This window comes from Vibrio sp. 1401, from assembly GCF_033340295.1.
The window spans coordinates 150,670-163,669 of record NZ_JAWOWF010000003.1; the positions used below are offsets into that span (position 1 = coordinate 150,670).

A 13,000-nucleotide genomic window follows, 5' to 3' on the forward strand; every position below is an offset into this window, starting at 1 on the left:
TATTTTATAACTGGCTGTTTCATAAGCAATTGAGATGTGCAAACTGTTCAAGACAGAAAACAAATTGAGAACTTGATTGAGAGTTTTAATAATTTAAACAAAAGCTTGGCGAAATTTAGACCAGTATGTGCCACCGAGTGTTTCTTTTACGACAAGAATAATGTGAAGTCGCACGAAATTGAGTTTACAATACCGCCCATGAACGAAATAAGAACAAAAGTCCAGTTCGTCGACATCGACGAAGATATGGCGGGTCAGCGCATTGATAATTTTTTGCGCAACCAATTAAAAGACATTCCTAAAAGCATGATTTACCGAATTGTGCGTAAGGGCGAAGTGCGCGTAAATAAAAAGCGTATAAAAGCAGAGTACAAGTTAAAAGCAGGCGATCTCGTTCGTATTCCACCGGTGACCGTCGAGAAAAAAGATGACGATGTCGCACCAAGTACGAAACTTAACAAAGTCGCTGAGTTGGAAAATATGATTATCTTCGAAGATGACCATATGTTGATTCTAAACAAACCATCTGGCACCGCTGTGCATGGTGGCAGTGGTTTAAAGTTTGGTGCGATTGAAGCGCTTAGGGCTCTGCGTCCTCAAGCTCGCTTTCTTGAACTTGTGCATCGTATTGACCGTGATACTTCAGGGATTTTGCTGGTTGCTAAAAAGCGTTCTGCACTTCGTCACTTGCAAGCCCAGTTTCGTGAAAAGACAGTAAAGAAGTTTTACTTAGCTCTTGTCATGGGGCAATGGAAAAGCAGTTGTAAGGTTGTGAACGCGCCACTGCTCAAAAACGAAGTGAACAGTATTGTTCGTGTTAACCCTAATGGTAAGCCGTCAGAAACGCGTTTTAAGATTTTGGAAAAGTTCGAACAAGCTACATTGATTCAGGCGAGTCCGATTACTGGTCGAACTCACCAAATACGAGTTCATACGCAATACACCGGTCACCCAATCGCTTGGGATGATCGCTACGGTGATCGTCGCTTTGATGCTTACACAGGTCAAGTTGGTTTAGATCGTTTGTTCCTACACGCGGCAAACATCAAGTTCCAACACCCATCAAATGATGAGTGGATGGAAATCAACGCACCGATGGAACCGAAACTAGAAAAAGTGTTGGCGGGTTTAAGAAACGCGTAACCATGTTTTCCTCGCGGATGCAAAAGGGAGCCCGTGGCTCCCTTTTATCGTATTTGGGTTAAAGGACATCGAGTCCTTGAACATTCAACATATCAATCAAATCAATCAATGGTAGTCCGACAAGTGTGTTCGGGTCTTTACCGACTAATTTCGTAAACAAGCAAATTCCCATGCCTTCGCTTTTAAAGCTGCCTGCGCAGTAAAAAGGTTCTTCCCTGTCGACGTAGCGTTCGATTTGTTCAAGCGTTAAATCTCTAAAGTGCACCTCGAAAGAATCAAAGCCGACTTCTGTATGGTTTGTCACGGTGTTATGTACCGCAAGACCAGTATAGAAAGTGATGACTTTTCCACTTTGAGCCAAAAGTTGATTTATCGCGTTATCTCTATTTAAAGGCTTGCCAACGATTTCACCATTAATGACACAAACTTGGTCACTGCCGATAACTAAACTTGCTTTATCCGTCTGGCAAGATATTGCTTTCTCTTGGGCCAGTCTCTGCACAAGTTCAGTTGGCGTTTCTTGGTCAAAAGGTGTTTCATCGCAATCAGGTGATAAACAAACGAATGGTAGTGAGAGCTTTTCAAGCAGTTGTTTACGAAAAGGGGAAGTTGAGGCTAAAACCAGTTGGTAATTTTTCATTTTGAATTACAATTCGTGGGAGCATTTCCAATAGGATAATCGATCAAAAATGATTCTGGCTAATGCTCTGTATGTTAAGCGCAAAAAAGTACAACTTTTTTGCCTTTTTCTTTGACTAATTTTGATTTGGAAGATATTATTCGCGCCCTATGCAAAAGGTAAAAATACCGCGAACGGTTGACCCAGCTAAAGCTGCACAGAAACGATTGGATTACGATGGCATCATCCAAGCTAGTCTTTTCAAGCGCTTAGTGGAAACAACTGAAGGCGTAAAACGCGACGCAGAAGTCTCATTGTCATTTGGGATGGATGAACAGCGACTCGTTGTTATCTCTGGTAAAGCTAACATCGAAGTCGATTTAGAGTGTCAGCGTTGTAATGAGGTATTCGCACATGAGTGCGAAGTTGAATTCCTTTCTACTCCTTACTACGGTGAGAAAACAGAACAGGAAGCACCAGAAATTTATGATTTGGTAGATCTAAATGAATATGGTGAATTAGACCTCATACAACTTGTTGAAGACGAGTTCATCTTAGCATTACCTCAAATTGCGATGCACGATGAAGCGGATTGTAGCGTTGATTCAAATAACATGGTTTTTGGTGAGATTCCTGAAGAAATTGAGGAAGAAAAACCGAATCCATTCGACGTTTTGAAAAGTCTGAAAAAGTAATAGGTGTGGTAGCCGATTCTTCTTCAGGTTTTTAACCCAATAGTATAGGAGTAGGGTCAATGGCCGTACAGAAAAACCGTAAAACTCGTTCTAAGCGCGGTATGCGTCGTTCACACGATGCGCTAACTACAGCTGCTCTATCTGTAGACGCGACTTCTGGTGAAACTCACCTACGCCACAACGTAACTGCTGAAGGTTACTACCGTGGTCAAAAGGTTATCAACAAGTAAGGTTGAACCTTTGCAAAGTATTACCGTTGCACTTGATGCAATGGGCGGGGATTTCGGTCCACGCGTAACAGTGCCTGCCGCCGTGCAGGCACTGTCTCATTTCCCAGAGCTAAAAGTGATTCTTATTGGTGATCAATCTCTGATCACGTCTCAATTATCTCAACTCGGTACCTCGACCAGTTCCCGCTTGACTATTCTTCACAGCGAGAAAGTTATCTCGAACTCAGAAAAACCTTCATTGGCGTTGCGTAATAGCCAAAATAGTTCTATGCGTATGGCTATCGATTTGGTTTCTGAGCAGAAAGCGGATGCTTGTGTTAGTGGTGGCAACACCGGTGCATTAATGGCACTATCGCGTTTCATTCTTAAGTTACTTCCTGGCATTGAACGTCCTGCTTTAGTTTCCGCTTTACCGACGATTACCGGAAAGCGCACTTGGATGCTAGATCTGGGGGCGAATGTATCGTGCGATGCTGATAGCTTGTTCCAATTTGCTGTAATGGGCAGTGCATTAGCTGAAGAACACTTGGGTCGTCCTCCTCGCGTTGCTGTACTCAATATTGGCGCAGAAGAGATTAAAGGTAACGATTTAGTCAAACGTTGCGCAGAAATGCTTTCTCAGACCGATGCGATTAACTTTGTCGGTTATATTGAAGGTAATCAAATTTTGCATGATGTTGCTGACGTCATTGTTTGTGATGGATTTGTCGGCAACGTATGCTTAAAAGCCAGTGAGGGAACAGCTCAACTTTTTATCGAAAAAATTAAAACCAGCATAATGGCATCAACGATAAAGGGTTGGATAGCTAGAAAGTTGTTTTCTAGGCTGTTTAATGAACTAAAAACACTGAACCCCGACCAGTATAACGGCGCAAGTTTGCTAGGATTGCGCGGCATTGTCATAAAAAGCCATGGAAGTGCGGATGTATCTGCGATTGTCAATGCACTTGGCGAGGCAGTACACGAGGTCAAACGACAAGTACCAAGCCGTATTAGCGATCGTTTGGAAGCGGTTTTACTCGAGAGGCATTATTAGTCTTCATGTATAGCAAAATTTTAGGTACTGGCAGCTACCTGCCATCTCAGGTGCGTACAAACGCAGATCTAGAGAAAATGGTAGATACAAGTGATGAGTGGATCGTTGCTCGCACGGGTATTAAAGAGCGTCGAATTGCTGCAGAAAACGAGACTGTAGCAGACATGGCATTCTACGCAGCTGAAAACGCTATCGATATGGCGGGTATTGATAAAAACGATATCGACCTGATTATCGTAGCCACAACGAGCAGTAGCCATACTTTCCCTTCATCTGCGTGTCAGGTGCAGGCAAAGCTTGGCATTAAAGGTTGTCCAGCTTTTGACTTAGCCGCTGCTTGTTCTGGTTTTGTGTACGCATTATCTGTTGCAGACCAACATATCAAATCTGGTATGTGCAAAAACGTACTTGTGATTGGTTCAGATGCTTTGTCTAAAACGTGTGATCCGACAGACCGTTCAACCATTATCCTATTTGGTGATGGTGCCGGAGCCGTTGTCGTAGGCGCTAGCCAAGAGCCTGGCATTATCTCTACCCACATATACTCGGATGGTCAATTCGGAGAGCTTCTAAGCCTACCTGTACCTGTGCGGGGGCAAGATGCGGATAAATGGCTTCATATGGCTGGGAACGAAGTATTCAAAGTCGCTGTCACTCAGCTATCGAAACTAGTAAAAGATACGCTTGAAGCCAACAACATGCATAAGTCTGAACTAGACTGGCTAGTGCCGCACCAAGCGAACTACCGCATTATTTCAGCGACAGCGAAGAAACTTTCGATGTCACTAGACCAAGTCGTGATTACACTTGATAAACACGGCAACACATCAGCTGCGACGGTGCCAACAGCACTAGATGAAGCGGTACGTGATGGTCGTATTAAACGCGGTCAAACTCTGCTTCTTGAAGCGTTTGGCGGCGGATTCACTTGGGGCTCGGCCCTTGTGAAGTTCTAAGTTTCACAAGAATTCAAAATTTAAGGTGCACTTGGTGCATCTTATTTCTTTTTACTTTGCTTAAAGGAAAACAACATGAGCAAGTTTGCTATCGTATTTCCAGGTCAAGGTTCTCAAGCTGTAGGTATGCTTGCAGAACTAGGCGAACAATATGACGTAGTAAAACAAACATTTGCAGAAGCATCTGACGCACTAGGTTACGATCTATGGGCGCTTGTTCAAAATGGACCTGCAGAAGATTTAAACGAGACTTTCCGTACTCAACCAGCTTTGCTAGCTTCATCTGTTGCAATCTGGCGTGTATGGCAGGAACTTGGCTTAGAGCAACCAGCAAACCTAGCCGGTCACAGCCTAGGTGAGTACTCAGCACTTGTATGTGCGGGTGTTATTGACTTTAAAGAAGCCATCAAGCTGGTTGAATTACGTGGTCAACTTATGCAAGAAGCAGTACCAGCTGGTACTGGCGCAATGTACGCGATTATCGGTTTGGCTGATGATGCGATTGCAAAAGCGTGTGAAGACGCAGCGCAAGGCGAAGTGGTCTCTCCAGTAAACTTTAACTCGCCTGGTCAAGTCGTTATCGCTGGTAGCAAAGACGCAGTAGAGCGAGCTGGTGCGCTATGTAAAGAAGCTGGTGCGAAGCGTGCGCTTCCTCTTCCTGTTTCAGTACCTTCACACTGTGCACTTATGAAGCCAGCAGCGGAAAAACTTGCTGTAGCTCTCGAGTCTATCGAATTTAACTCACCACAGCTGCCAGTTATCAACAACGTTGATGTGGTTGCTGAGACAGATCCTGCAAAAATCAAAGATGCGCTTGTTCGTCAGCTACATAGCCCAGTTCGTTGGACTGAGACAGTTGAACTGATGCACGAACAAGGCGTAGAAAATCTTCTTGAGCTTGGTCCTGGTAAAGTTTTAACAGGTCTAACAAAACGTATCGTGAAAACGCTAACTGCAGCCGCAGTGAATGATATCGCATCGCTAGACGCTGCGAAGTAATCCATCAAGCGATAAATTTGCGATAAGAAAAGGAAACACAACATGATGAATCTAGAAGGTAAGATCGCGCTAGTTACCGGCGCAAGCCGTGGTATTGGCCGCGCGATCGCGGAACTTCTTGTCGAGCGAGGTGCTACGGTTATCGGTACTGCTACTTCTGAAAGTGGTGCGGCTGCTATCAGCGAGTATCTTGGTGATAACGGTAAAGGCTTAGCGCTTAACGTGACTGATGTCGAGTCTATCGAAGCGACATTAAAAACGATCAACGAAGAATTTGGTGTGATCGATATTCTGGTGAATAACGCTGGTATTACTCGTGACAACCTATTGATGCGCATGAAAGATGATGAGTGGAACGACATCATCGATACCAACCTAACGCCAATCTACCGCATGTCTAAAGCGGTTTTACGCGGCATGATGAAAAAACGTGCGGGTCGTATCATCAACGTAGGCTCTGTTGTTGGTACCATGGGTAACGCAGGTCAAACTAACTACGCAGCAGCGAAAGCGGGCGTGATTGGTTTTACTAAATCAATGGCTCGTGAAGTTGCGTCTCGTGGTGTAACAGTGAATACTGTTGCTCCTGGTTTCATCGAAACTGACATGACTAAGGCACTAAATGATGACCAACGTGCGGCAACTTTGTCGAACGTGCCAGCAGGTCGTTTAGGTGACCCACGTGAAATTGCATCAGCAGTAGTTTTCCTTGCTTCTCCTGAAGCAGCGTACATTACTGGTGAAACTTTGCATGTAAATGGTGGTATGTACATGGTTTAATGCGACAGTTTATGCAAAATAAGCTATTTTACATTGTGAAAAATAGCCTATAGTTGCAGTTAACTGTCATGAACTTGTCATGCTTATGCGCAAGATTTGTGCATGATTTAAGTCAAAAATGTATTGAAATTCGGTTAAATTCGCTAATTTTGTGGTTTGACCAGCAAGGACCCCCTTGCAACTTTCAATAGTTCGAATAAACTACGGAATCATCGCATTAGGCGAAATCTGTAAAGGAAAAGAAAAATGAGCAACATCGAAGAACGCGTAAAGAAAATCATTGTTGAACAGCTAGGTGTAGACGAAGCAGAAGTTAAAAACGAAGCTTCTTTCGTTGACGATCTAGGTGCTGATTCTCTAGACACTGTAGAATTAGTTATGGCTCTAGAAGAGGAATTCGACACTGAGATTCCTGACGAAGAAGCTGAGAAGATCACTACTGTTCAAGCTGCAATCGACTACGTAAACAGCGCTCAGTAATTAGCTCTCCCAGGCGGTCTCCTAGACCGCCTGTGTTCTTTCTAACTTCTTCTATCCTCTCATAGAAATATTCAATTCCCGGAGAATTATATCGTGTCCAAGCGTCGTGTAGTTGTCACTGGCATGGGTATGTTGTCACCGGTAGGCAACACAGTAGAATCATCTTGGAAAGCCCTGCTAGAAGGTCAAAGTGGTATCGTAAATATCGAGCACTTTGATACTACGAACTTCTCAACTCGTTTTGCAGGTCTTGTTAAAGATTTCGATTGCACAGAGTACATGTCTAAAAAAGATGCTCGTAAGATGGACCTTTTCATCCAGTACGGCATTGCAGCGGGTATTCAAGCTCTTGATAACTCTGGCTTACAAATTACCGAAGAAAATGCGGCTCGAGTTGGTGTTGCTATCGGCTCAGGCATTGGCGGTCTTGACCTTATCGAAACTGGCCATACTGCATTAGTAGACAAAGGCCCTCGCAAAGTTAGCCCATTTTTTGTTCCTTCGACCATTGTAAACATGGTTGCAGGTAACCTATCTATCATGCGTGGTCTTCGTGGTCCAAATATCGCGATTTCTACCGCATGTACTACTGGCCTGCATAATATTGGCCATGCAGCACGTATGATTGCCTACGGCGATGCAGATGCGATGGTTGCTGGTGGTGCAGAAAAAGCTTCTACGCCTCTTGGCATGGCTGGCTTCGGTGCAGCTAAAGCGCTATCTACTCGTAATGAAGAGCCTCAAAAAGCATCTCGCCCATGGGATAAAGGCCGTGATGGTTTTGTTCTAGGTGATGGTGCTGGCATGATGGTGCTTGAAGAGTACGAACACGCAAAAGCACGTGGCGCGAAGATTTACGCAGAACTGGTTGGTTTTGGTATGTCTGGTGATGCTTACCACATGACATCTCCAAGCGAAGATGGCTCTGGTGGTGCACTTGCGATGGAAGCGGCGATGCGTGACGCTAACATCACAGGTACTCAAGTAGGTTATGTGAATGCTCACGGTACTTCTACTCCTGCTGGTGATGTTGCAGAAATCAAGGGCGTGAAACGTGCTCTTGGTGAAGAAGGTGCGAAGCAAGTTCTCGTGTCTTCAACTAAGTCGATGACGGGTCACCTATTAGGTGCTGCTGGCTCTGTTGAAGCAATTATCACGGTTATGTCTTTGGTTGACCAAATTGTTCCGCCAACCATTAACCTTGATGAACCAGAAGAAGGCCTAGACATCGACCTTGTGCCGCATACAGCGCGCAAAGTTGAAGGTATGGAGTACGCTATCTGTAACTCGTTTGGCTTTGGTGGTACAAACGGTTCTTTGATCTTCAAGAAGTTCGCTGAGTAACACTATCTAACCTTATTTAGATAAGCGAAACTTGTATTCTAACGGCTCGATGCTTAGCATTGAGCCGTTTTGTTTTATTTGTTGTCTGCTAATTTGAAGGTACGTGAATGTTTTGGGTAAATGGAGTTCCGCAAACGCATGTAGAGCTAGGTGATCGCTCATTCCAATACGGTGATGGAGGCTTTACCACCATCCTGACCCAAAATGGAGAGTTGGTTTACTGGCAAGAACATACTGAGCGCATGAGTGCTTGCCTTGACGCTTTGAAGATCTCTTCACCTGACTGGAAAGTTGTGCATGATTGGGCAAGCAAAGCGGTTTTATCTGACGCACGAGCGGGGGTGAAGATTCACGTTAGCCGCGGTATTGGCGGGCGAGGGTATAGCCCTAATGGGATTAAAGGCCCTATCGTGACGATTTCCAATTTTGCGTTTCCTTCTCATTATTCATCTTGGCAAGAACAAGGTGTGGACTTGGGCGTTTGTAATACTCGTCTAGGGATTCAACCTTTACTTGCGGGACATAAGCACAACAACCGTTTAGAGCAGATTCTCGCCAAGGCTGAAATCGACAATACAGAGTTTGCAGATGCAATAACGTTAAATGTGCAAAACCATGTCATTGAAACTACAATGGCCAACCTTTTTTGGGTTAAAGGTAATAAAGTATTTACGCCGGAGCTGACCTTATCAGGCGTTACGGGCGTAATGCGTCGTAAGGTGCTTGAGTTACTTAAAGTAAGTCATATTGAAGTCATCGAGGGGCGTTTTATACTTCCAGATTTTCTGAGTGCTGATGAGGCTTTCATGTGTAACTCAATATTAGGTGTCGCACCTATTCGCAGCATAGTGACATCGAACTCTAAGACTATATTTCCGATAGGAAAATTGACTCAACGACTGCAAGGGAATTTAACTACGTGATTAAAAAACTGTTGGCTTTTGTTGTGCTGATCGCAGTGATAGGCGCAGCAGCTGTTTTTTATATAATTTCACAGGCTAAACAATACGTTGAAAAGCCTATTCTATTGGAACAACCTCAGCTGTTTACTGTAGAAAGTGGTACAAGCTTTCATCATGTCATGCGCGCCTTAGTTGAAGATGAGGTGATTGAGACATCGGAGTACATCCGTTTAATTCCTCACTTATATCCAGAATTGTTGCAAGTGCGAGCGGGTACTTACCAACTTGAGCCTGGTATGTCGCTTTCGCAAACATTGGAGCATCTGAATACTGGAAAAGAATACCAGTTTGCGATCACTTTTGTTGAAGGCAGCCGCTTTTCTGAATGGGTAGATCAACTAAAAAGTGCTCCTTATTTAAAGCATGATTTAACCGATCTTTCAGAAAAAGAAATGGCTGCGAAGCTCGGAATTGAGAGAGAAAAGCTAGAAGGGTTGTTTTTAGCAGAAACCTACCATTACACAGCGGGTGCGAGTGAAAGCCAGTTATTAAAACGAGCGCATCGAAAACTCAATAAAATACTGGACGCTAGCTGGGAAGCTCGTCAAGAAAAGCTGCCATTACAGGACAAATACGAAGCCTTGATTCTCGCGTCTATCATCGAGAAAGAGACGGCTATTGATTCTGAGCGTGAGCGCGTCGCTTCTGTGTTTATCAACCGATTGAACAAACGCATGCGGTTACAAACTGATCCGACAGTTATTTATGGTATGGGTGATGCATACGATGGCAATATTCGTAAGAAAGATTTGCGTACGCCGACACCATATAACACTTATACCATCAATGGTTTGCCACCAACACCGATTGCGATGGCTGGTGAAGCTTCCATTGAAGCGGCTTTGAATCCAGAAAGCAGCAACTATTTATATTTTGTAGCAAGTGGAAAGGGCGGACATGTATTTTCGAAATCCCTTGCTGAGCACAACCGTGCTGTTCGTGCCTATTTAAGAGAACTAAGAAAGAACAAATGATGAAAGCAAACTTTATTGTCGTTGAAGGCCTAGAAGGCGCGGGTAAAAGCACTGCGATTAAAACCGTTTTAGATACGCTAAAAGCGGCCGGTATTGAGGATATCGTAAATACCCGTGAGCCAGGAGGAACACCGCTAGCAGAAAAAATGCGCGCTCTGGTGAAAGAAGAGCACGAAGGCGAAGAACTTAAGGACATGACGGAGTTGCTTCTTCTGTACGCTGCACGTGTTCAGTTGGTTGAGAACGTGATCAAACCAGCTTTGGAAAACGGTCAGTGGGTGGTTGGTGACCGACACGATATGTCGTCGCAAGCTTATCAAGGTGGTGGCCGTCAGATTGACGCATCGTTAATGAAAAATCTCCGAGATACAACGCTTGGTGATTTTAAACCTGCTCTCACTCTCTATATGGATATTGACCCTCGTGTTGGGCTTGAGCGTGCACGTGGGCGTGGTGAGTTAGATCGTATAGAGAAGATGGATATTAGTTTCTTCGAGCGTACACGTGAGCGTTATTTGGAGATTGCTCATGCCGATCCTTCCATCGTTATCATTAACGCAGAACAGACGATTGAAGGCGTGTCGCGTGATATTCGGGACGCTCTAAACGAGTGGCTAGCTCGTCAATAAGTGAAACGTAAATTTAGGTGACTCATGTTAAATGATTATCCATGGCTACAGCCAATATGGGATAACCTCAAAGTAGGGTTAGAGTCGGACAGAATACCAGGTGCGCTTTTATTACAAAGCGAGCAGGGCTTGGGCATCGAAAAACTTATCGAGTTTTTTAGCCAAGCACTTCTTTGCCAAAATTACGCGAGTGAAGCATGCGGTTTTTGTCATAGCTGCCAGCTAAATCAATCTCAAAACCACCCTGATTTACACTGGATCAAGCCAGAGAAAGAAGGAAAGGCGATAACGGTGGACCAAATTCGCGCTTGTAACCGTCTTGCTCAGGAATCATCTCAGCTTAATGGTTACCGCCTATTTGTAATAGAACCGGCGGACTCTATGAACGAGTCGGCATCGAATGCGCTGTTAAAGACGCTAGAAGAGCCTGGGGCAAAGTGCTTGTTTTTGCTCGTTACCCACAATCAGGAGCGTCTGCTCCCAACGATTCGTAGCCGTTGCCAACACTGGGTTGTTGCGCCTCCGTCAGCGGAACAAGCGATGCAATGGATGCACGAACAAGGGGCGAAGCAAGTTCCTGCTTATGCCTTAAAACTGAATATGGGCTCTCCAATAAAAACATTGGATGCGTTAAATAATGGTGAGCTCGAAGCTTACTTGGCTTTTGAACGCAGTTTTATTAAGGCAATGTCTTCGCCTGTTTCAGACGTTTCTGAGTGTGCTTCTTTAATCGCTAAACACTCAGAGCAATCACTAGACTGGGCATGGTATTTACTGACAGATGCTCAGAAAGCGCAGTTTGGTGTATCAGAAGCTCAAATGCTTCCGGGCGCGACAAAGTTTCAACCGGACAACTATAACGGTTTGTACTCATCAGCGAAGGCGCTGATGAACCTGAAAGCTCAGGTGCAAGCCTTTCCTGGCCTGAACCTTGAGCTACTATCAATGAATTGGTTAATTGAATCACGAGAGGCATTATGTTCGTAGATTCTCATTGTCATTTAGACAAATTGAATTACGACGATCTCCACATCAATGTGGAAGACGTTATTAACAAAGCTAAACAAGCAAACGTAACTGAGCTACTTTCTGTTGGAGTAACGCTGGATTCTTTCCCGAAAATGATGGAAATGATCGAGCCTTATGACAATGTTTATGCTTCGTGCGGTGTGCATCCACTTGATGTTGAAAGCGACTTTTCGATGGACGTATTGCGCCACCATGCGTCGAATGCAAAAGTCGTCGCTATTGGCGAAACGGGTTTAGATTATCATTACAAGCCCGAAACGGCCGCGTTACAGAAAGAGCGCTTTGAGCAACACGTTGATCTTGCAGTGGAGCTCAACAAACCTTTAATTATCCATACCAGAAACGCACGTGCGGATACTCTTGATATTTTGCGTAAGGGTGGGGCAGAGAAATGTGGTGGTGTTATCCACTGTTTTACAGAAGATCTTCCATTTGCTGAAGCTGCACTGGAGCTGGGGTTTTATATTTCTATCTCGGGGATTGTTACTTTCCGTCAAGCTACAGAGTTAAAAGAAGTGGTGAAGACTCTACCTTTAGAGAAGCTTCTTATTGAGACAGATTCTCCTTACTTGGCTCCTGTCCCTCATCGTGGCAAAGAGAATCAACCCGCTTACGTTGTCGAAGTCGCTTCTTATATTGCGCAACTCAAATCGTGCTCTCTTTCTGAAGTGGCACAAAAAACCACCGAAAACTTCCGAAATCTTTTTTTGCGATGAAAAAATAATAAGAGCATAAAAAAGGAGCTTAGGCTCCTTTTTTGTTGATAAAAACAACAGATACGCTCACGAGTTTAATGTTTACTAAAAATGTTGATTTAATAACATTCAAAAATCACAAATGTAATTTTGTTACTAAAAATAACATTGAGGCGTATTTTATTTACGCCTTAAAATTAATTATATAAATAATTAATTCCTTGTAAAACAGTAACATAAGTGCAATGCAAACCTTTTCATCGGCTGTTTTTGGGTGTGATCCAAGACTTGTTTTGAAACTAAATTTCGTAACTGTGTGGAAAGTTTGAGGGTCATCAATATATATTTAGAGCCGGAAAATATAATGCAGTTGTGGTTACATTTTCATTGGGTGCTAACCTTTAGGCTACGGGGGTGTGCCGTTAGTGC

General features: G+C 44.0%; 15 protein-coding genes. 14 read left to right on the forward strand and 1 reads right to left on the reverse strand.

The window, feature by feature from the left end:
* The first annotated feature begins 198 nt into the window (after positions 1-198).
* On the forward strand, positions 199-1,143 hold the full coding sequence (rluC, locus tag R7Z77_RS02960; RefSeq protein WP_021033985.1) for a 23S rRNA pseudouridine(955/2504/2580) synthase RluC: 945 nt from the start codon (positions 199-201) through the stop codon (positions 1,141-1,143).
* 58 nt (positions 1,144-1,201) lie between these two features.
* Here rluC and R7Z77_RS02965 read toward each other — a convergent pair whose 3' ends face one another.
* Positions 1,202-1,783: a Maf family protein gene (locus R7Z77_RS02965; protein ID WP_053349621.1), complete on the reverse strand. Its 582-nt coding sequence runs from the start codon at positions 1,781-1,783 to the stop codon at positions 1,202-1,204.
* Between the two features lie 149 nt (positions 1,784-1,932).
* On the opposite strand from R7Z77_RS02965, the gene yceD reads away from it, so the two are divergent.
* From yceD to R7Z77_RS03030, 13 genes are all read left to right on the forward strand, one after another.
* Complete coding sequence (gene yceD, locus R7Z77_RS02970; protein ID WP_005387307.1) at positions 1,933-2,457, forward strand: 23S rRNA accumulation protein YceD; 525 nt, start codon at positions 1,933-1,935, stop codon at positions 2,455-2,457.
* Between the two features lie 59 nt (positions 2,458-2,516).
* The gene (gene rpmF / locus R7Z77_RS02975) at positions 2,517-2,687 is read left to right on the forward strand and encodes a 50S ribosomal protein L32 (RefSeq protein ID WP_005396978.1); all 171 of its coding nucleotides are present in this window, start codon (positions 2,517-2,519) and stop codon (positions 2,685-2,687) included.
* A 10-nt stretch (positions 2,688-2,697) separates the two neighbouring features.
* Positions 2,698-3,723 carry a phosphate acyltransferase PlsX gene (gene plsX, locus R7Z77_RS02980; protein WP_017633846.1) on the forward strand — a complete coding sequence of 342 codons (1,026 nt, stop codon included), beginning with the start codon at positions 2,698-2,700 and terminating at the stop codon, positions 3,721-3,723.
* Between the two features lie 5 nt (positions 3,724-3,728).
* On the forward strand, positions 3,729-4,679 hold the full coding sequence (locus tag R7Z77_RS02985) for a beta-ketoacyl-ACP synthase III (RefSeq protein WP_017821385.1): 951 nt from the start codon (positions 3,729-3,731) through the stop codon (positions 4,677-4,679).
* 75 nt (positions 4,680-4,754) lie between these two features.
* The gene (fabD, locus tag R7Z77_RS02990; protein ID WP_005387313.1) at positions 4,755-5,678 is read left to right on the forward strand and encodes an ACP S-malonyltransferase; all 924 of its coding nucleotides are present in this window, start codon (positions 4,755-4,757) and stop codon (positions 5,676-5,678) included.
* 45 nt (positions 5,679-5,723) lie between these two features.
* Positions 5,724-6,458, forward strand: a complete 735-nt coding sequence (gene fabG / locus R7Z77_RS02995; RefSeq protein ID WP_031781117.1) for a 3-oxoacyl-ACP reductase FabG — start codon at positions 5,724-5,726, stop codon at positions 6,456-6,458.
* 246 nt (positions 6,459-6,704) lie between these two features.
* Entirely contained in the window at positions 6,705-6,938 is a 234-nt protein-coding gene (gene acpP, locus R7Z77_RS03000) for an acyl carrier protein (protein ID WP_004406112.1), read from the forward strand.
* A 93-nt stretch (positions 6,939-7,031) separates the two neighbouring features.
* Positions 7,032-8,282: a beta-ketoacyl-ACP synthase II gene (gene fabF / locus R7Z77_RS03005; RefSeq protein WP_017821387.1), complete on the forward strand. Its 1,251-nt coding sequence runs from the start codon at positions 7,032-7,034 to the stop codon at positions 8,280-8,282.
* Between the two features lie 107 nt (positions 8,283-8,389).
* The gene (pabC, locus tag R7Z77_RS03010) at positions 8,390-9,205 is read left to right on the forward strand and encodes an aminodeoxychorismate lyase (protein WP_213896223.1); all 816 of its coding nucleotides are present in this window, start codon (positions 8,390-8,392) and stop codon (positions 9,203-9,205) included.
* The gene (gene mltG / locus R7Z77_RS03015) at positions 9,202-10,218 is read left to right on the forward strand and encodes an endolytic transglycosylase MltG (protein WP_005372950.1); all 1,017 of its coding nucleotides are present in this window, start codon (positions 9,202-9,204) and stop codon (positions 10,216-10,218) included. The genes pabC and mltG overlap by 4 nt, the downstream gene beginning before the upstream one ends.
* The gene (tmk, locus tag R7Z77_RS03020) at positions 10,215-10,847 is read left to right on the forward strand and encodes a dTMP kinase (protein ID WP_005387350.1); all 633 of its coding nucleotides are present in this window, start codon (positions 10,215-10,217) and stop codon (positions 10,845-10,847) included. The genes mltG and tmk overlap by 4 nt, the downstream gene beginning before the upstream one ends.
* Positions 10,848-10,871: 24 nt before the next feature.
* A complete protein-coding gene (locus tag R7Z77_RS03025; RefSeq protein WP_054729226.1) occupies positions 10,872-11,834 on the forward strand; it encodes a DNA polymerase III subunit delta' in 963 nt (320 codons plus the stop codon).
* Positions 11,825-12,592, forward strand: a complete 768-nt coding sequence (locus tag R7Z77_RS03030) for a TatD family hydrolase (protein ID WP_005372957.1) — start codon at positions 11,825-11,827, stop codon at positions 12,590-12,592. Before R7Z77_RS03025 ends, R7Z77_RS03030 begins: the two co-directional genes overlap by 10 nt.
* The last annotated feature ends 408 nt before the right edge of the window (positions 12,593-13,000 follow it).

Excerpts from the sequence above, each read along its gene's own strand:
- R7Z77_RS03030 (WP_005372957.1), top strand. The coding sequence starts at position 11,825 with ATGTTCGTAGATTCTCATTGTCATTTAGACAAATTGAATTACGACGAT.
- rluC (WP_021033985.1), top strand. The coding sequence starts at position 199 with ATGAACGAAATAAGAACAAAAGTCCAGTTCGTCGACATCGACGAAGAT.
- R7Z77_RS03025 (WP_054729226.1), top strand. The coding sequence starts at position 10,872 with ATGTTAAATGATTATCCATGGCTACAGCCAATATGGGATAACCTCAAA.
- R7Z77_RS02985 (WP_017821385.1), top strand. The coding sequence starts at position 3,729 with ATGTATAGCAAAATTTTAGGTACTGGCAGCTACCTGCCATCTCAGGTG.
- pabC (WP_213896223.1), top strand. The coding sequence starts at position 8,390 with ATGTTTTGGGTAAATGGAGTTCCGCAAACGCATGTAGAGCTAGGTGAT.
- tmk (WP_005387350.1), top strand. The coding sequence starts at position 10,215 with ATGATGAAAGCAAACTTTATTGTCGTTGAAGGCCTAGAAGGCGCGGGT.
- yceD (WP_005387307.1), top strand. The coding sequence starts at position 1,933 with ATGCAAAAGGTAAAAATACCGCGAACGGTTGACCCAGCTAAAGCTGCA.
- fabD (WP_005387313.1), top strand. The coding sequence starts at position 4,755 with ATGAGCAAGTTTGCTATCGTATTTCCAGGTCAAGGTTCTCAAGCTGTA.
- R7Z77_RS02965 (WP_053349621.1), bottom strand. The coding sequence starts at position 1,783 with ATGAAAAATTACCAACTGGTTTTAGCCTCAACTTCCCCTTTTCGTAAA.
- fabG (WP_031781117.1), top strand. The coding sequence starts at position 5,724 with ATGAATCTAGAAGGTAAGATCGCGCTAGTTACCGGCGCAAGCCGTGGT.
- acpP (WP_004406112.1), top strand. The coding sequence starts at position 6,705 with ATGAGCAACATCGAAGAACGCGTAAAGAAAATCATTGTTGAACAGCTA.
- rpmF (WP_005396978.1), top strand. The coding sequence starts at position 2,517 with ATGGCCGTACAGAAAAACCGTAAAACTCGTTCTAAGCGCGGTATGCGT.